Origin of the sequence: Aeromonas sp. RU39B, from assembly GCF_900156095.1 — a bacterium.
In the GTDB taxonomy this organism is placed as follows: domain Bacteria; phylum Pseudomonadota; class Gammaproteobacteria; order Enterobacterales; family Aeromonadaceae; genus Aeromonas.
The window spans coordinates 531,723-550,030 of record NZ_FTMJ01000001.1 but is presented as its reverse complement, the minus strand read 5'-3'; the positions used below and the strand labels follow the sequence as shown (position 1 = coordinate 550,030).

The 18,308-nt window shown below is 58.4% G+C and carries 13 protein-coding genes and 1 tRNA gene; 5 read left to right on the top strand and 9 right to left on the bottom strand.

Annotation, left to right across the window (positions count from 1 at the left end):
* Positions 1–66 precede the first annotated feature (66 nt).
* Together gloB and BW958_RS02415 are read left to right on the top strand one after the other, a co-directional pair.
* Positions 67–831, top strand: a complete 765-nt coding sequence (gene gloB, locus BW958_RS02420; RefSeq protein WP_076574119.1) for a hydroxyacylglutathione hydrolase — start codon at positions 67–69, stop codon at positions 829–831.
* Between the two features lie 70 nt (positions 832–901).
* Positions 902–2,443: a LysM peptidoglycan-binding domain-containing protein gene (locus BW958_RS02415; RefSeq protein ID WP_076573924.1), complete on the top strand. Its 1,542-nt coding sequence runs from the start codon at positions 902–904 to the stop codon at positions 2,441–2,443.
* 59 nt (positions 2,444–2,502) lie between these two features.
* Here the strand turns inward: BW958_RS02415 and BW958_RS02410 are convergent, their stop codons facing one another.
* The gene (locus BW958_RS02410) at positions 2,503–3,354 is read right to left on the bottom strand and encodes an endonuclease/exonuclease/phosphatase family protein (RefSeq protein WP_076573922.1); all 852 of its coding nucleotides are present in this window, start codon (positions 3,352–3,354) and stop codon (positions 2,503–2,505) included.
* A gap of 107 nt (positions 3,355–3,461) precedes the next feature.
* Here BW958_RS02410 and BW958_RS02405 point away from each other — a divergent pair, with 107 nt between their 5' ends.
* Positions 3,462–3,686, top strand: a complete 225-nt coding sequence (locus BW958_RS02405; protein WP_076573920.1) for a hypothetical protein — start codon at positions 3,462–3,464, stop codon at positions 3,684–3,686.
* Here the strand turns inward: BW958_RS02405 and yciA are convergent.
* The 5 genes from yciA to BW958_RS02380 form a co-directional block, all read right to left on the bottom strand.
* The gene (gene yciA / locus BW958_RS02400; protein ID WP_076573918.1) at positions 3,683–4,087 is read right to left on the bottom strand and encodes an acyl-CoA thioester hydrolase YciA; all 405 of its coding nucleotides are present in this window, start codon (positions 4,085–4,087) and stop codon (positions 3,683–3,685) included. The genes BW958_RS02405 and yciA overlap by 4 nt on opposite strands.
* Before the next feature lie 37 nt (positions 4,088–4,124).
* Entirely contained in the window at positions 4,125–4,943 is an 819-nt protein-coding gene (locus tag BW958_RS02395; RefSeq protein ID WP_076573916.1) for an NAD(P)H-binding protein, read from the bottom strand.
* Positions 4,944–5,188: 245 nt separating this feature from the next.
* Positions 5,189–6,187 carry a LacI family DNA-binding transcriptional regulator gene (locus BW958_RS02390; RefSeq protein WP_076573914.1) on the bottom strand — a complete coding sequence of 333 codons (999 nt, stop codon included), beginning with the start codon at positions 6,185–6,187 and terminating at the stop codon, positions 5,189–5,191.
* A gap of 158 nt (positions 6,188–6,345) precedes the next feature.
* A complete protein-coding gene (locus BW958_RS02385; RefSeq protein WP_076573912.1) occupies positions 6,346–8,241 on the bottom strand; it encodes a transglycosylase SLT domain-containing protein in 1,896 nt (631 codons plus the stop codon).
* A 90-nt stretch (positions 8,242–8,331) separates the two neighbouring features.
* Positions 8,332–11,250 carry a bifunctional diguanylate cyclase/phosphodiesterase gene (locus BW958_RS02380; protein ID WP_256701780.1) on the bottom strand — a complete coding sequence of 973 codons (2,919 nt, stop codon included), beginning with the start codon at positions 11,248–11,250 and terminating at the stop codon, positions 8,332–8,334.
* Between the two features lie 372 nt (positions 11,251–11,622).
* On the opposite strand from BW958_RS02380, the gene hpf reads away from it, so the two are divergent.
* Positions 11,623–11,961, top strand: a complete 339-nt coding sequence (gene hpf / locus BW958_RS02375; RefSeq protein ID WP_076573910.1) for a ribosome hibernation-promoting factor, HPF/YfiA family — start codon at positions 11,623–11,625, stop codon at positions 11,959–11,961.
* Positions 11,962–12,032: 71 nt separating this feature from the next.
* Here the strand turns inward: hpf and BW958_RS02370 are convergent, their stop codons facing one another.
* Positions 12,033–12,542, bottom strand: a complete 510-nt coding sequence (locus BW958_RS02370) for a VC2046/SO_2500 family protein (protein WP_076573908.1) — start codon at positions 12,540–12,542, stop codon at positions 12,033–12,035.
* Positions 12,543–12,657: 115 nt separating this feature from the next.
* On the opposite strand from BW958_RS02370, the gene BW958_RS02365 reads away from it, so the two are divergent.
* A tRNA-Tyr gene (locus BW958_RS02365) sits at positions 12,658–12,742 on the top strand.
* 72 nt (positions 12,743–12,814) lie between these two features.
* Here the strand turns inward: BW958_RS02365 and BW958_RS02360 are convergent.
* Together BW958_RS02360 and BW958_RS02355 are read right to left on the bottom strand one after the other, a co-directional pair.
* Positions 12,815–16,549 carry an autotransporter assembly complex protein TamB gene (locus BW958_RS02360; protein ID WP_076573906.1) on the bottom strand — a complete coding sequence of 1,245 codons (3,735 nt, stop codon included), beginning with the start codon at positions 16,547–16,549 and terminating at the stop codon, positions 12,815–12,817.
* Complete coding sequence (locus BW958_RS02355) at positions 16,546–18,273, bottom strand: autotransporter assembly complex protein TamA (protein WP_372628787.1); 1,728 nt, start codon at positions 18,271–18,273, stop codon at positions 16,546–16,548. Before BW958_RS02355 ends, BW958_RS02360 begins: the two co-directional genes overlap by 4 nt.
* Between the last annotated feature and the right edge of the window lie 35 nt (positions 18,274–18,308).

The following is an 18,308-nucleotide window of genomic DNA, read 5'->3' as shown; positions in this document are numbered from 1 at the left end:
AATAGGTCCGGTCAGAGGAAAGCCACTCCTTTATATAAGATAGGAAGCAAGATGAGAAGCGAACTCATGCCCCCCGTGATCACGATTCCAGCCTTTAATGACAACTATATCTGGTTGATTCGCCATGAAAATCATTGTCTGGTGGTTGACCCGGGCAGCGCCGAGCCGGTGCTGGAGCGGCTGGCTGCGCTCAATCTCACCCTCGATGCCATTTTGATCACCCACCACCATAAAGATCACACCGGTGGGGTTGCCGATCTGCTGGCGGCGTTTCCGTTGGCTCGTCTCTATCTACCGCAGCACGATGAACTGCCCGGCCTCACGGGTACCCGGGTCGAGCATGGTGATACCATTCGCTGGCACGGTCTCACCCTGACTGTCATTCATGTGCCGGGACACACTCGCGGTCATGTTGCCTACTACAGTGACGGCATGCTGTTTTGTGGCGACACCCTCTTTAGCGCCGGATGCGGGCGTCTGTTTGAAGGCACAGCCGAGCAGATGTACGACTCATTAGAGCGCCTGAAAAGTCTGCCGGATGAGACCCTGATTTACCCGGCCCATGAATACACGATGGCCAATCTGCGCTTTGCCCTGGCGGTGGAGCCGGAAAATCCCGCGATCACTGCCTATACCAGAGAGATCAGCAAGCGGCGCCAGCAGGGCGTTCCCAGCCTGCCTACCCGTCTGGAGCTGGAGAAACAGGTAAATGTGTTTCTGCGGTGCAACCACGACTCAGTAAAATTTTCTGCTGAAAAACACCAGTTATCTCAACTGGATACACCGCAAGATGTGTTCCGTGTACTACGGGCATGGAAGGATGTTTTTTAAGCAAACCTTGATCATCATGGCCTAGCCGCATACTATGGCCTCTGTTTACCCATTGGATGACCTGTGAGTGATGAAGGTTCGAACGGCCATATTGGCGGCGCTTTTCTTAAGTGGCTGCCAACACCTGAGCAATCAGGACGACCGGGCGCAGACGGCAATCGAGCCAGTAACGTCTCCCCAAGTCAACAAGAAAGCACACAAGCGTTACTCCCCCCGCTTCCTGCTCAATGATGAGCAACTGGAGACGGTTGAGGGGAGCGATGACCTGTGGGAGCGTATCGGTGCAGACATGCAACTGGACGTCTCCGACAATGATCGCATTACCCGACAGCGGGCATCGATCTTAAGTAACGATCAACATGTAGCGACCATTGCCAGTCGTGCTGAACCGTACCTTTATCTGATGGTGGAGGAGATTGAACGGCGCGGGCTGCCAATGGAGCTGGTTGCGATTCCCATGATCGAAAGTACCTTCGATCCCACGGCCCGCTCCCGCAGCAACGCCGTAGGGCTGTGGCAATTTGTGCCGCAGACCGGTCGCAACTTCGGATTAAGCCATGATCGCTGGTATGACGGACGCAAGGACGTGGTGGCCTCCACCTCGGCGGCGCTCGATTACCTCGAATATCTTAACCGTTTCTTCGACGGTGACTGGCTCAACACCATGGCCGCTTACAACGCCGGTGAAGGCCGCGTGCGTAACGCCATTGTGCGCAACCAGCGCCGTGGTCTGCCGACCGACTACTGGTCACTGGACCTGCCAAGAGAGACCGAGCAATACGTGCCCAAGGTGCTGGCGATGGCCAGCATACTGAGTAGCCCGTCCGAGTTTGGCGTCTCTCTGCCTTCGCTGGCTAACGAGCCCAAACTGCGTTCGGTGGATGTGGGCGGTCAGCTCGACATCAGCACGGCCGCTAATCTGGCTGGCATGCGAAGCAGTGAGCTCAAGGCACTTAATCCGGCGCTGGTGCGCGGTGTGACCTCTCCGCGTGGCCCACACCGTCTGTTAGTACCGGTTGAATATGCTGACGCCTTTGAACTGGCGCTGGCCGACCTGCCGAGCTCCGAGCGTCTTAAGAGCGGGCAATACCAAGTCGGTAAGGGTGACACCCTGTCGATTATTGCCAGCCGCCACGGTGTCAGTGTCGATGAGCTGAAGATGGCCAACAACCTCAACAGCCATGCTCTGCGCGCCGGCCAGACGCTGCGCATCCCGAGTGACGGAGTGACCAGCGGACAGACCTTTAGCAGTGAAAAGGTGGTGACCCGCAGTAGCAAGTCGGCAGCGCCGGCACGCTACACGGTGAAAAACGGCGATACCCTGTGGGATATCAGCCGCAAACAGGGCGTCTCCCATAAAGATTTGATGAAGTGGAACGGGCTCTCTGCCAGCGCCACCATCAAGCCGGGTACCAAGCTGGTTGTGAGCAAGAAGGCCGCCGCCAAGGCGAATTCGGTGAGCTATCAGGTGCGTCGCGGAGATTCCCTCTCCTCCATCGCTGCCCGCTTCCAGGTTGCCGTGGTGGATGTGCTGCGCTGGAACCAGCTTGACAAGCGTAACCACCTGCAGCCGGGCCAGAAGTTAACCCTGTTTGTCGGTGATAACGGCTAACCCATAGCCTAAAGCCCAATAAAAAACCCGCCGCTGGCGGGTTTTTTATTGGCTTGACATTACTTGCCCGGTGTCAGGCTCTGGGCCCGAAAGCGCGCCACTATCGGATTGTGGTCCGAAGCCGAGGTCACCGGTACCGACACCTCGACCAGATCGAGATCGCGGTAATAGAGGTGATCGAGCGGCAGGCCAAACGCCGTTCTGCGCTTATCGTCCGTGGCCACCGCCTCTTTGAGGTTAAGCTCGTCCACCAGTTGATTAACCCAGTGCTGGCGCTTTTCACTCCAGGTATTGAAATCACCCGCCAGGATCACCGGTCCCTGATGACGGTGCACCAGCATGGTCAGCTCGTTGAGCTGTTCGCGATAACCCGCCATCCCCAGCTCGAAGTTGACCGCATGCAGGTTAACCACCATGACGCCATCCGGATCGCCCTCCAACGGGTAGAGACTGACCAGACCGGATTTGGGGATCCGCAAGAAAGGCTCGGGTGAGCGCACCCCACAGACAAACGCCTGGGGCGTGGTCGAGGCGGTCATCACACCAAACGAGCTGCTACCCTGGGTGAACGCTTGCAGCTGCTGCCACTCATAGCCACCGGCTTTTAGCCAGGCGAGTAGCTCTGGAGAGGTGCGGGTCTCTTGCAGCAGCACCAGATCGCGGCCACCGGCAAACTGACCCAAGCCACTGAGCCAATCAGCGCGCTGACCCTTGTAGAGATTCCAGACCGTGATACCGAACTCGCGGGGCAAGGCGCGGTTGGCCAAAGCCACCAGCGGAGGCTTGCCACAATCGAGCGCCGGTACCACGCCATTGGCGGTGACGAAATAGCCCTGCTGTGGCACATCGAAACAGCCCACCAGCCCCAGAGCCAGCAGCGAGGTTCCGATAATCCGATAACTTTTTCTCATTGGCAAACAACCACCTGTGTTCTTAATGCCACCTGTTCACCCGCATGTTTGGCAAAAACGACTAGGCTCATAGCTCGTCATTTCCCCTGTCAGGCCGGAGTCTTCGAATGTCTGAACACTACCGCTACCGTATCAGCTTTTGCGATCGCTACGGGACCAGCAACCAGATAGAGATGAACCTGCCCTATCTGATTATGCGCGATACCCAGTGCGACCTCTGCCTGTTTGAACTCGATCGCTATGTCGGCTCGGAAGAGATGCTCGAGCACATGATACGGCAAATGCTGGGCGTTGATGAACAGATCTCCATCATCAGCGCCACGCCAATTTAAGCGTTTAATGCCGGCACCGGACGTGGCCGCCCATTATCATCAATCGCCACGTAGTTGAAGACCCCTTCGGTCACGCAGTAACGCTGGGCTTCATTTTCACGCAGTACCGGTTTGACCCACACTTCCAGCTTGATCTGCATGGAGCTGCGACCAATGCGCTGGCAACGGCCATAGCAGCAGACCACATCCCCAACCTTGATGGGATTGTGAAAGGTCATCCCCTCCACCGACACGGTGCAGATTCGCCCTTTGGCCAGCTCTTTGGCCAAAATGCCACCGCCGATGTCCATCTGCGACATGATCCAGCCACCAAAAATATCCCCATTGGCGTTGGTGTCGGCAGGCATGGCCAGGGTACGCAGAAGCAGCTCACCATCGGGCTGACGTGTTGTATCGATCATTATTGTTGTTACCGTCTCACTGAGATGAATCGCGGCATCATAGAGCCCGATCGCGCCCTTGGCAAACCTCATCCCTCTCGTGCTCAAGCCAAGCCATGGGATCGGGCCAGCGATAGATAAACCCGAGCTCGCGGCAGATACGCTCGCCGGTCAAGGGATGAAAGCTGCCCTGCGGCGGAATAAAACAAGGCGCATCCAGCCCCAGCATCTCTGAGGCGCGACGATAAAATTCGCCCCGGTGCGGATGGCCGGGGGCACTGAGCATATAAGCAGGAGCCAGCGTCGGGGCATCGAGCAGGAGCAAACAGGCCGCCACCACATCATCAAGATGCACCAGATTCACAGCGCTCAGCTCACCACTGGTCTGCTTGCCAGCCAGAAAGCGCCCGGGATGACGACCTGGGCCATAAAGGCCGGCGGGGCGCAGGACCGATACCGACGCAATACCGCTTTGCCAAACCATCTGCTCAGCAGCCAACAGCCGCTCGGCGCGCTCTCCGGTTGCCCGGGGCGTGTCGGCTTCCGATTGACCGGGAGCATAGACCGAGGTAGCACTGACCAGCAGCAGACGCCCCACACCATGGTGCTTTGCCTGATGCGCTATCTCGCGGATCGCCGCCAGATAATCCCCAGCCTTGCTCGGTGCAATCGCCACCACCAGAGACGAGCATCCGGTTAACGGCCAATCTTGTCCCTCGCCGGCCCGATAGCACTGCACCTGCCAGTGCGCCGCGCGCAGCTGGTTGCATTTGTCCTGCGTGGTACACGTCAACACCACGTGGTCGCCACGCGCCCGCAGCGCCTGTGCCAGCGGCAGCCCTAACCAGCCTGCACCTATGATGCCTACCTGCTGCATGGCTACGTCTCCGACAAAAAAAAACGACCATCTATGATGGCCGTTGAAAGTAACGAAGGAAATAGCTGGATGATCCAGATACTTCCCACAGCGGGAAAATCGGGAGCACGGGCTCCAAATTCTTAAGCGCTATCCTAGTGATCCTCAAGTTAAAAAGCTTTGAAGAGGATCACGTTTGAAAAGGATTTCTGAAAGCGATTTCAAGCGAGTGCGAGTAACGGGCTCCCATGGGAGCCCACGTTTATTCAGGAAACGGATTCACGAATCACGAGTTCAGGGGCAAATTTGCGTACCCACTGCTCACAGTCACGGCCATCGAGCAGCGCCAGCGCCAGCTCTGCCGCACGCTCGCCCATCTGCTCGATGGGGTAGCGCACCGTGGTCAGTTTCGGATAGGTGTAACGGGCATAGGGAATGTCATCAAATCCCACCACCGACACCTGCCCCGGGATCTGGATCCCGTGCTCCAGCAGGCAGGAAATCGCGCCCGCCACCATGGCATCATTAAACCCAAGCACAGCGGAGAAGGTCACGCCGCGCGCGAGCAGCTCGCCCATCGCCACATAACCGCCCTGCTCATCGGCATAGGCTCTGCCCACCAACGTCTCGTCATAAGTAATACCACCGCGTTCGAGCGCATCGCGGTAGCCCTGCATACGCTGGCGGCCATCAACGAAGGCGTCGTCGTCAGAGGTCACAAACGCAATGTTGCGGTGCCCCTTGTCGATCAACAACTGGCAGGCCGTGCTGCCACCGCCACGGTTATCAAACCAGACGCACTGGGACTCCAGCCCGGGGACCAGACGGTTGATAAAAATAATCGGTGTATCACCGCGCGCCAGCTCGATAAGCTCGGCATCCGGCAACGCCATGCTGTGCAGGATCAGGGCATCGCACTGGCGCTGAAGCAGCGCCTGAATAGCATGGCGCTCACGCGCCTCGGCGTGGTTGCCCGACATGACGATGGTGAACTTGTTGGCACGGTCGATGACTCGCTCCATCCCGCGCATCATCTGCGCGAAGAAGGGGCCGCCGCACAGATCACCCACCAGCACGCCGATGCAGTTGGAGCGTTTGCTGACCAGTGCCTGGGCGAAACTGTTGGGCCTGAAATTAAGCTCTTTCATGGCTGCCAGCACCGCCTCGCGTTTCTCCGGAGCCACCTGCGCGGTGTTATTGATCACGCGGGAAACCGTAGAAATGGAGACATTAGCCAGCCGGGAAACGTCTTTGATCGTTGCCACTCGCACATCCTTTTTGAGGGAGAGTTATTGTTTGCGGGCATTATAACCTTTATGACCGCAAGAAACTCGGCACGAGATCAGAGATAGCGCCGTCAAATGACACATTAACGACTTGAGATAGAAAGAAAAAGACCTACCCGGTGGGTAGGTCTGGCCGTTTAGTAGGCGCCGTGCAGTTCGTTGTTACTTAGCAGCCGCAGTGGCGAGCGCGCCGCCTTGTGCTGATAGATAAGACTGAACGAGAGGATGTTTTGCACATAATTGCGTGTCTCGCGATAGGGGATGCCCTCGATCCACACATCCGCCGGCTTGTTACCACTTTGTGCCCGCCAGCGCGCCACCCGGCCAGGGCCGGCATTGTAGGCCGCGGCGGCAAAGATCCGGTTACCACCGTAGTTGTTGAGCAACCCCTGCAGATAAGCACTGCCGAGACTCACATTCACATCCGGGTCGAACAGCTGATCCGGATCGCGATAGGGATAACCAATCTTGCCAGCGGTATGGCGGGCGGTGGCCGGCATCAGTTGCATCAAGCCACGGGCACCGGCCGGTGATTCGGCCAGCGGATACATGGCACTCTCCTGACGCGAAATGGCGTAGAGCAGGGTCATGTCCATGTTGCGCTGGTTGGCCACTCGCTGATAGGTGTTTTTAAGCGGCATCGGGAAGCGCAGATCCATGGCATCCCAAGCCTGCGCCACGATGGTCGATTGAATGGCCAGATCGTGCCAGCCCTGACGCTCGGCCAACATGCCGAACTGCAGCTTCTCCTGATCGCTACTGCGCGCCAGATTGTGCAGCCATTCGGCGCGCGCACCGGAAAGGTCGTGCATGGATTTGAGCTCTTTGACCCGGGCAAGGAAGGGCCATTGACGCACCGACGGCTCCCACGCCAGGGCATCACGGGGCGTGTTGTTCACCAGCCGATAGGGAATATTGGCGCGTTGCGCCGCCAGAAAGCCATAGTAACCGCGCTGCTTGGCGGTTTGACTGTAGAGCGCCTGGGCCTGCCCTTGCTGGCCGGCACTGGCCATGGCACGCGCCTGCCAATATTGCCAGCGATCGCTTTGCTGCAACGCACTGGGCATCATGGCAATCCAGCGCGCGACACCGCGCCAGTCAAGCTCCCACACAGCCATACGGGCGCGCAGCTCCAGCAGTTCATCATCCTTGATGCGGCTGACTGTGGTATCGAGCCAACTACGCTGATCCGGCAAACGGTCGAGTAACATACGCCGGGCTATCGCCCGCTCTACCGGCTGTAACATGGTGATCGTCAGCGCCAACCGATTTTTATAGGCAGGCAGGACATTCAACACCCGCAGTGCTTCATCGTTGGCATAGCGGGCCAACCCGAGCAGCAGCGTGTCACGTCCGCGCGCAGTATCTGGATAGCGGGTGCGATCCAGCACCATGGCTGGACGGGTGAAGGTGTCTTGCAGCAGCTTGCTGTCACTCTCGGCACCGAGCGCCGGCGCCAAATGACGAATCAGATCGCCATTGCCCTCGCTAAAGGCCAGTCCCATGCGCTGCCAGACTTTGGCCGTGGTGCGCAGGCCAGCCTGCTGCCACAGGGTAAACAATCCGTCGCAATCATCAGGGCGCGACTGGCCGCTCATCCACAGCGCTTCCGCCCCCTTGAGCGCCTCACTGCGCTGGCCGGTATAATAGCGGGCTTGATAGTGCAGGCAGCGCAGTGACGTGGATTCCGGCAACTGGGGATAGAGCTGCAAAAACGAGGTCCATTGGCCGCTTTGGGCTAGGTATTGCAGATAACTGCGCTCGAGGCGGTTCGCTTGCGGTGTATCAGCGTGATCGCGCAAAAAACGGGTCACTTCGGCAAAACTGGCCTGGCCGGGGCGAAAAGCCAGCCGGTAGTAATCAAGATAAGGCAGCAGGGGGTAGTTTTTCAGCTGCGTACGGATCTGATAAAAACGGGCCATGTCGTTGGCCCTGACCGCAGAGTGCGCTTCACGGTAGAGAGACTGCTGCAGGCTCTCGGCAGGCACCATAGGACTGAGCAGTGCCAGAATGATCGCAATGACCCTTTTCAACTCAAAACTCCAAGGGACGCCATCCGGGGCGTCCTGTTAACACGGGCATAGCGCCATTGTAGCCAAGCATCAGGCGCTGTTTGAATACTTTTACACTTGACGCATCGCCAAATGGGCGTCGCGATCGCCCGCCACGCCCACCCGGCGCACATAGCGGTAAAGATACTCGACCGGCAGTGGCTTGGAGGCGAGATAGCCCTGATAGAAACTGCAGCCCTGAGCCTGCAGAAACTCCAGTTGCTGGCGGGTCTCAACCCCTTCGGCGGTCACGTTAAAGCCCATGTGCTTGGCCATCGCCAGCACCGCCTCCACGATCGCCATGTTGTCGGCATCATGGGGAATGTCCTGGATAAACGAGCGATCAATCTTGAGCTCGTCCGCCGGCAAGCGCTTGAGGTAACTCAGTGAGGAGTAACCCGCGCCAAAGTCGTCGATAGCAAAGCTGATACCCAACTCTTTAAGCTCGCTCATTTTGTGCAAGGTATCTTCGGCGTGACCGAGCACCACCGACTCGGTGATCTCAAGATTCAGAGAGGTTGGGTCCATGCCGGTCATGGCCAGCACTTCATGTACCCTGTCGACAAAATCAGGGGCGTGGAACTGCTTGGCACTGACGTTGACCGACAACTGGGGAATATGGATGCCATCTTCTTCCCACGCCACATACTGGTGACAAGCCTCGAGCAGCACCCAGTTGCCGATATCGACAATCAGATCGGTCTCTTCGGCAATCGGTACAAACTCGCCGGGCGACACCATGCTGCGACCGGGCGGTTGCCAGCGCAACAGCGCCTCGACGCCGATGATCTCGCCCCCTTCCACCATGTGCTGCGGCTGGTAATAGAGCAGTAACTCGTTGTTATCGAGCGCGCCACGCAGCTCGTTATGCACCTGCAGACGACGGTCAGCCTGCTGCTGCATGGTGATATCGAAAAAGCGCAAGGTGCGCCGACCGGCCGACTTAGCCTGATACATGGCGGTATCGGCCTGCTTGAGCAGATCGTCAGCCCCTTGGTCACGACCAGGGAAGAGGGTGATGCCGACGCTGGCCCCGATGTGCAGGGATTGGCCAGCAAACGGGTAAGGGGCCGACAGCTCGGCAATCAGGCGCTCACCCACCAGATCGGCCTGCATCTCCGCCTGAGGCGGACTGGCCGAAAGGTGCGGCAGCAATAACACAAACTCGTCGCCACCGAGGCGAGCCAGAAAATCGCCTTGGCGAATCAAACGCTTGAGACGATCGGCCACTTGCCGAAGCAGCCAGTCACCGGTCGCATGACCGAGCGAATCATTGATGGTCTTGAAGTGATCGAGATCGATAAACAGCAGCGCGCCAATCACATCGTTCTTGCGCGCGAGCTCAAAGGCGCGTGGCAGACTCTCTTGCAGTTGGCGGCGATTAGGCAGACCGGTCAGCTCATCGTAATAAGCCAGATCCTGAATTTTGCGCTGCGCCGCCTTGCGCTCGGAAATATCTTCAAAACAGATAACAAAGTGGGAGATCTGACCGCGATCGTCATGAACCGGCGTGACGATTTCCCAGTGATTGGTCAGGCGGCCATCACTGCGCTCACGCTCGGTTTCACCTTGCCAGCGATTAAGGGCATCGAGCCGATAACCCAGCCCCCCTTTCCAGACGCCCTCACCCAGTGTCAGACCAAGCACAGTCCGGCTGTCATAACCGGTTATCTGGCAAAAAGCCTTGTTGACTCGCAAGATGCAGAAATGGGGATCGGTTATCACAATCCCTTCATGGGTTTCAAAGGCAACGGCAGAGAGGCGCAGCTGCGCTTCTACCTGCAAGCGCTCCAGCTCGGCGGCAACCCGACTCGAGAACAGTTGTAACACGCTCTCGATGTCGTCAGCTTGCTCCTGGCTATAACAGATCAGCGCCAGATGCCCGATGATCTCGCCCTGCCCGCTCAGTAGCGGCGTCGCGCAGTAAAGACGCGAGTCCGGCTTGGAAGGCTCCATGGGCAGACGAATGGCCGCGCCACGATAAACGCTCTCGCAGAAGGTGCCATCGAGCGGATATTCCCCATCGGGACGCTCGCCCGAGGCCACCACCAGCCGCACCTTGTCTTCACCATTACGTTCGCAAAGCCAGGCACCATCGACCGCAAACAGTGACACCAGTTGAGTGACCAGCGTTTCCAGAAATGAGAGCCCGGTCTGCGCCGACACCGCCTGGGAGAATTGCTCGACCAGACGGGATCGCCGTGACCACCTCTGCGCATCGCGTATGGCCTGCGATTGCGAGATCACCTTCCCCATCAGGGTGCAGGCACTGCCGAGCAGCGCCTGCTCTGCCACACCAAGCGGCGCATGCGATGCCGACCAGCCGCAAGTCACCAGCCCCAATAACTCATCATCAACCCGGATTGGCATCAGCAGTTGGCTGGCCCCTTCAACCAAAGGCGACAGCTCAAGGGCCAGAGGATGGCTGGCGCTCTCTTCAAGCACCACCGGACCGCTCAGAGAGAGCATGGTTTGCAGCGCAGGAAATTCAGCCAACGGATGTGCGATACCCTCTTTCACTTCCCGTGAATCATAAAGGCAGCGGAGATGTTCGCCATCGCACATCCACAGGGCGCTACAGCAACAGCCCAGCGCCTCTTTGAACCATTGGGAAAAGCGGGGATAAAAGTGCCTTACCCCCTCTTCGAGCGAGGACAAGCCACAGGAGAGATCCAGCAACGAGTGGTACTGCGTGGTCGACGCCATGACGGGCAGCGGCAGCGTGCCACTCAGGGTCAACTGCCCTAAGCATGCGCTGGGGGTATCGAGCGGCAACAACTTCATTTCGGCGTGTACGCCGGCGACGAGCTCCGGATGCCACACGAACGGCTCGCGGGCGACACGACATTGACTGGCGAGCGACGCCAACGCAGTCGAGGTTGGCAACAAGTTGGCCGACGCCAACTGCTCGGCAACCAGACTGGGTGACCAGCGGCACGCCCCGCTTCTGATATCAAAAAACCACATCAGTTGTGTGGTGTGCACACTCATCAACCACTCCGACCACTTAAACGACTACGTCGGCCGCATCATACCTGTTGTTGAGTCGCTCGGCATCAGCGAAACCCAAAAAACTGTTATGGAAATACGGGTGATACCAAGGGGGAAACGGCAGGAAACTGGCTGGATTCAGGTCGTCAAAATGCGCTGCCAAAGGGGGGACAGAAACGACTCAACTCCTGACATACTGCCCACCCCCGCCGCCAAGCTCAAGCTCTTTTTTAGCAATAAATTGATACGATCACATTTACTTGCCAGCCCCGAACGAAGTCGCTAATTTTGTGATAAAAGTCACAAATTCAACTTACCCAATCGGTAATCTGAATTTGAAGAGACCAGCAAGACGACCCTAAGGGGGGTTATATGAACGTAGAAATTACCAGCAAAATCATGGACATCACCCCGGCTATTCGCGAGCGCATTGAGTCCCGCTTTGACAAGCTCGAACGTCTTCAGGTGCCTCTTATCAAACCCCACGTCACCATTGGCAAGGAAGGTCAGACGTTTGTGGTAGATGCAACGATCTCGATTCCCAGCGGCACCCTGTTTGCACAGGCCAGCCATGAGGATCTTTATGCAGCGGTGACAGAGGTGGGCCAGAAACTGGAGCGCCAACTCAACCGTCATACGGATAAGCCGCAAGCCCACCGTTCGGTGCGCTCCGGCAAAGAGCAGTGCCGCACCGACCCGGTCGATGCGTAACCCTTCACTCATCACTCAGCAAAAAGGCGGGATTTCCCGCCTTTTTCGTCTCTGCCCGTTACAAGTGCCGCTCAAGCAGCCCAGTGTAAGCGGGGCTCGCTACCCTGATTAAGCTCGGTCAGCACACTTAACATCAGCTGCGGGTCAACGTGCTCGCTCTTTTGCTCGTCATTAATCCATTCACCGTTGGTCAGTCGCGCCCGGGCTCTGGCAGATAAGTTGAGATAAACATCAGGCTCGAGCAGTGGATTGACGCCTTTTAGCGGTGGTGGAGTGAGCTCCAGGGCAAGGCGAATATCACTCATACTCCCCCCTTCACACAGACAGGCATTGAGCCAACTGCTATCGGCAGGAGCATCCTGTTGCAGCACCGCGGGGGCGGGCAATTGGAAATGGACACGCCAATCAATCGCAGGTGCTTGGTCGGCAGGCTTGCCCGTAAACCAGGGCTGCGTCTCCACCCGCTCATCGAGCAGCGCCAGATAGAGCTGAAAGTCGGCGCGATCATTGTTTTGCACATCGTGATTGAGCCGCTGACCCAGCGCTGTTTCATCGACTAGCCGAACTGTCACTTTGCTCATGCCGTTTCCAAACTTGCCAAAAGGTCCCTCTTTAACGACCCATCATCTGGAAAGTTAAGGGAAAAAACCAAAAGGCTTCCCATGACAGAGCAAAGCGGCTACTATTTTTGCCTGCGGAGGGGTTCCCGAGCGGCCAAAGGGATCAGACTGTAAATCTGACGGCACTGCCTTCGAAGGTTCGAATCCTTCTCCCTCCACCATCTTGCACAAAGCCCGACCATTGGTCGGGCTTTGTTATTTCTGTGCGCTGCATTTATTGCACGCGATGCGGGTTAAAACTCGAAGCGATAGAAGAGATCGACCGCTTGTGCCAACCCGGTCATCGCCTGAAGATAGAGCTTGGGCATCAGCTCGTAGCGCAATTTAAACTCGGCAATCGGACTGAACACCCCGACGCCATATTGCAGCTGCAATCCCGGTAACAGATAGGCCGACAAGGTCACCTGGGTATCATCGCCACTGCCGGTCGTATCCAGACTGACATCACTGAGCCCCAGACTCTCGCCCACCGACGACACCACCCCGCCACCGAGGCCCACGGCGCCAGAGAGCAGCAACCCATTCATGCCAGAGTCTTCGCCATTGGTGCTCAACCCCTTGCCGCGCAGCAGATATGAGAGCCGCTCGGATTCTGACAAGGTCGGGTTCGAGTAGACCGTCAAGGTCGGCTTGCTGGCTGGTCCGGTGACCTTAACCCCCACAGTCACGTCATCTTCCACCGTGTCGGGATTGCGAATGGCATCAACGTTCAGATAGGGCTCATCGAGCGGGCCGGAGAAGCGGATCCGCCCCTGCTGAATAATGAGGTTCTGCCCATATGCACGAAAACGACCATCGCTGAGCATGATGTCACCGCGTGCGGCCAAGGGTGTGCCCTCATCTTGACTCAGGCGCACCTGACCGGCCAGATGGGTACGCAGACCCAGCGCATCGAGCTGCACGTCCGGTCCAATCGCTACCTGCACCCTGAGCCATAAAGGCAGCGGGGTTGCGGGCTTTGCGGGCGCCTGCGCATCTTGCACAATCACCACATCATCGGAGACAGTGACTGCACTCTCCGGCAGGTTCTTCACATTGATGCGCGCCCAAGGGATGGCAATACTGCCACTGATCCGGGTCTGCTCGCCAAGCGCAATAGTGAGATCCGGCGTTACCTTCACCCGTCCCATGCCGGGGTATTGCGCCTCGAGATCCTTGCCGCGCAGTGTCAGATTGCCCTGCACCGGTAGCGTGGCCCAATTCAGGCTGCCACCTAAAGTCAGCGGCCCCTTGCCGACCAACACCTTACCATCAATATCGGCCCGCTCACCGGCAATGGTCAGGCGGGTGTCGAGCCCGTTGAGTGTCAGCATGTCCGAGGTGGTCAACACCTTGCCATCACGCAGGCGAATGTCACCAAACAGCAGCGGCCGCTTGAGCGTGCCATCAAAGCGCGCCTGACCGGACAGGGAGCCTTTGAGCTCACGCACGTCCGGGATCAGCGCCGCAAAGGCATCGGGCTTGAGCGCATCAAGCGCAAGCTCCCCACCCAACGCACCACGTCCCATCGGATCGGCCACCTGCACGCGGGTATTGAGCTTACCCAGCGCGTTTGACTCGAACGCCAACGCGACACTGGCCTGCTTGGGATCAAGATCCAGCTCGAGCAGCAGCGTCTCATAGGCCGTGGTGATCTGATCGCTACGAAACGTGCCGGGCGTGGTGCGCACTCTGGCATGCAGCTCGGGCTTGGCCCCACGCCAACCGATTCGCCCATCGGCCGAGAGCACCGACTGCCAGACGAAACCTTCTGGCAACCAGGGGCGCAGGCGGGTCAGATTAAAGTGGGTCAGGGCAAACTCGGCCTCGCCCGCAGTCTTGGCAACCGTTCCCGGTTTGATGCACAGTGAGGCATCCTGCGAGTCCAGACACAGCCCGGAGTGACGGGCTTGCCAGCGGCGGGTATCCACATCGAGCGACCAGGGTGCATGCAGTGACCATTGGCGCAGCGGCGAGCGCACCACCCACTGCTCCAGTTGGCCCTGCCAGCGATCGCCACGGCTGTGACCGGTCAGGCGCAGGTCGGTTCCTATCGGGTTTCCGCGCACTGACAGCGTCAGGTTGTGCTGACTGAGAGTACCGGACAACTGCGCCGTTAAGCCTTTCAGGTTGACGCCATCCTGTTTTATCTCGGCCACGCGAGCACTCACCTCGCCGGCCGGATCCGGCCCCAACGTGACATCCCCCTTGACGGCCGCATCCAGCAGATCCAGCCCAGAGTAGTAGAGCCGGCTGGCCGTCAGATCAAGCTTCACAGCAGGTTTGTTGGCATTGCCACGCAGCGTCGCACTGCCGCTTAACGCCCCTTTCAAGCCCGGATAAATACCGGTGAGCTCAGGCGCCTGAACTGATGCATCAAGCTGCCAACGCTCGGGGGCCAGCGAGCCTTTCACCGCCAGACGATTGGCACCCGAGACCAGTGTCAACCCCGGTATCTGCCAACGTAAGGCATCGTTACCGGTGAGCTCGCCATCGAGCGTGAGTGGCCACTGATTTACCCGCCCCTCAATGCGGGTTTTGGGCAGCGCCAATTGCCAGTGCCCCTGCTCGTCGAGGGTAAAGCGGCTATCGACAACACCCGACAGCGCGCCTTTAATATTTTCATCAAACCAGGCGGGATTGAGGTTGGCAAACTCCCCTTGCCCTTGCCAGGAGATCCCTTTGTGCCAGCCAAGCGCCCCCTTGATCTTGATCTCACCATCAAGCGCCTTGAGCCCCAGCGTTAGAGCAGAAAACCGCGTTCGATCGCCCTTTGCCTTAACATCCAGAGTAAAGGGCGGCACATCACTGCCTTCCCCGGACGTTGCCAACGTAAGCTGATAGTTATCGAGTGAACCCTGGGCGCTCAGGCTACCTTTTTTCAGGTGATAACGGGTGAGATCCTCTTTACGCGCCGCCAGCGGCCAATCGAGAGCAGGCCAGTTGATGCTGGCAGCAAACGGTAAGCTTGGCTCGAGCGGCTGCAGCGACCCCTTGGCCGTGGCGCTGACCGCGCCCTTGCCTGCGAGCTCAAAGGCCAGCTTGGCCACGCTGCCATTGGCGTGAAGCGAGAGTTGCTCACCCGCCAGCCGACCATCGAGCAGCATTTTGCCTAATGTGCCATCAAGTCTGGCACTGAGGGGATAATCAGAGGAGAGGGTGATACGGCCCTTGAGCGTGGCATCAGCCAGTGGATGGTCAAGATGCAGGCGGTCAATCTGCACCAGATCGTCCACCATACTGCCGTCCAGTTCGAGCAGTGGCACCGGCTCATCGAGTGAGCTATCGCGATAATGCCCTTGCTCCAGACGCAGTGACTGCACCAGCACCGGAAATGGCAGATGCACCGCAGGCAGTGCTATCGGTTCATTATCCTCTTTATCAGAGGCAGATGGCGCGCCCGGCTGCTGCGACTGTTCACCAATTCGCAGATCCAGACCGCGCAGGAAGGGCTTCCTGACGGTCAAACCATGGCGGGTAAACTGGGCGCCGAGTTTGCCACTGGCCAGTGTCAGTGACACGTCAGGCACATGGACACTTAAACCATTGACGCTCAGCTGCTGCAATTCGATCCGTAGCGGTAGTGGGCGCCAGGCCTCTGCCGATGAGGTATCCGGCTCGGCTGGCGGGCTGGGTTCAACCGTGTCTGGCTGTGGTTCGCTGCCCTCATCAACCTGCACCTCGGCGCCATCGAGCGCCAGGTTTCGGATCCACAGCTCCCCCTTGAGTAGCCGACCCAGATCCCAATCCAGCTCGACTCTGCGCGCAGCAATGCGCACCCCATCACCCTGCCAAGAGAGATGCTCCAGCGTCCAGCCATAACCCAGTTGGCCGGCCACCAGCTCACCTTTAAGAGCAGGCAACTGTTTTTGCGCCTGCAGCCAGAGCCATTGATTACCGACATGGGTAAAGCCAAGCAGGCTGACGCCGATCAGCAGCAAAAAGCACAGACCGAGTAGCCAGAAGAGGATTTGCGCTAACCACTTCATAGATCAGGCCCCAAGGCAAAGTGCAACCGCCAGGGCTTGTCCGGCTCGGAGACCCCGACCGCCACATCGACGCGCACCATCCCCACCGGCGTCACCCAGCGCACGCCAAGACCCGTGCCGATTTTCCACGCCTCGGTATAGTCGTTGGTTGCCGTACCGCCATCCACGAACAAGGCACCCAGCCAGCGCTCGCTGAAGCGATAGTTATACTCGGCGCTCGCCGCCGTCACATAACGGGCGCCGAGCAACTCGCCATTGCTGTCGGTGGGCGAGATGCTTTCATAATCAAAGCCGCGCACGGTCTGATCACCGCCGGTGAAAAAGCGCAGCGACGAGGGCACCTTGGAGAAACTGTCGCCGATAATGGCGCCTTGCTCGGCGCGCAGCAAAAAGCGGTGATCATCGCCCAGGGTACGCAGCCACTTGGTTCGCCCCCAGGTGCGAATAAAGCTGATATCAGAGCCCCAGGAAGGGTCAGAAACTTCTACCAGCCACTGCTGGCGATCGCCCCAACTGGGCACGGGCCCACCGCGCATCCGTAGCCGCGACCAGGAGACTCCCGGCAGCAACAGCAGACTGTTGCCGCTCTCGCTGGCTTGCACATAATCTTCGTAGAGCACCCGAAAATAGAGATCCCTATCCCAGCCATTGCTCTTTTTCTTCCAGCGGTGCAAACCCACCGTAGTGAGATCAGACTGGGTATCGTTGAGATCTTCGTGCTTGAAGCCACTGAGCACCGAATAGTAATCCTCCAGCGGATTGCCCACCGGGATCTGGTAATCCAGGCTGACTTCTGCCTTAGGTTGAGAGACCTTGAACTCGGTCTTGAGCTTGTGGCCATAGCTGTTGACCCAGGGTTTTTCCCAACTGCCCGACACCCGCGGCCCTTCATCGGTGGAAAACCCGATACCGGCCTCCACCTCATGCTTGTCACGGGGCGTCAGGGTGACCCGCACCGGCACAATGCCATCCTTCGCCTCAGCCATCACCGGACGAATATCGGTTTCCCGAAACAGACTGGTTGCCGACACATTTTGCGACATCTCGGCCAGATCTGTGGCCAGATAAGGCTCACCGGTGTGAATGCGGATAAGTGGGCGGATAAGCTTGACGGCCTCGGGGCTCGCCTCATAGCGAATATCGCCGTAGTGATAACGACGCCCGGCATCAAACAGGATCAAAATGTCGGCAGCCTGCTGATCGGGGTAAACCTTCACCTCGCTTTTGCGCAGCCGCGCGTCGAAATAGCCGCGCGACAGGCCCAGACTACCGAGGCTGGATTTGATTGATTCATAGCGGCCGTGATGAAAGATCTCCCCCTCTTTTAGCGGGAGTTTGTCGAGCAACTGGCTGAAGGCCTCATCCTGCCCGGCATCACCGCGCAGCAGAATATCCACATGACGCACCCGAACCGGTTTGCCCGCGTTGATCTTGATGAGCATCTTCTCACGCACCTTGGGGTCACGCGTGAGGGTTATCTCGGGCTGGTAATAGCCCACCGCCTGCAAGCCACGGGTCACTGCCTCGCGGATCTTGTCGCGCACCGCCCTTAGCTGATGCGGCTGATAGGCCGGTAATCCATCCAGATAGGTCCGGACATTATCCAGCGGTTCACCTTTTAGTCCCTGCACCTCATAGGTCAGCTTGCCGGCCGCCTGCGCAGGCAATGCCAGCCAGAACATGCAAAAGAGTGTCCCCAACATTAGCCAGCAAGGTGCTGACATCACGCCTCTTCTCACCTGTTCACCCGTTTATTGTC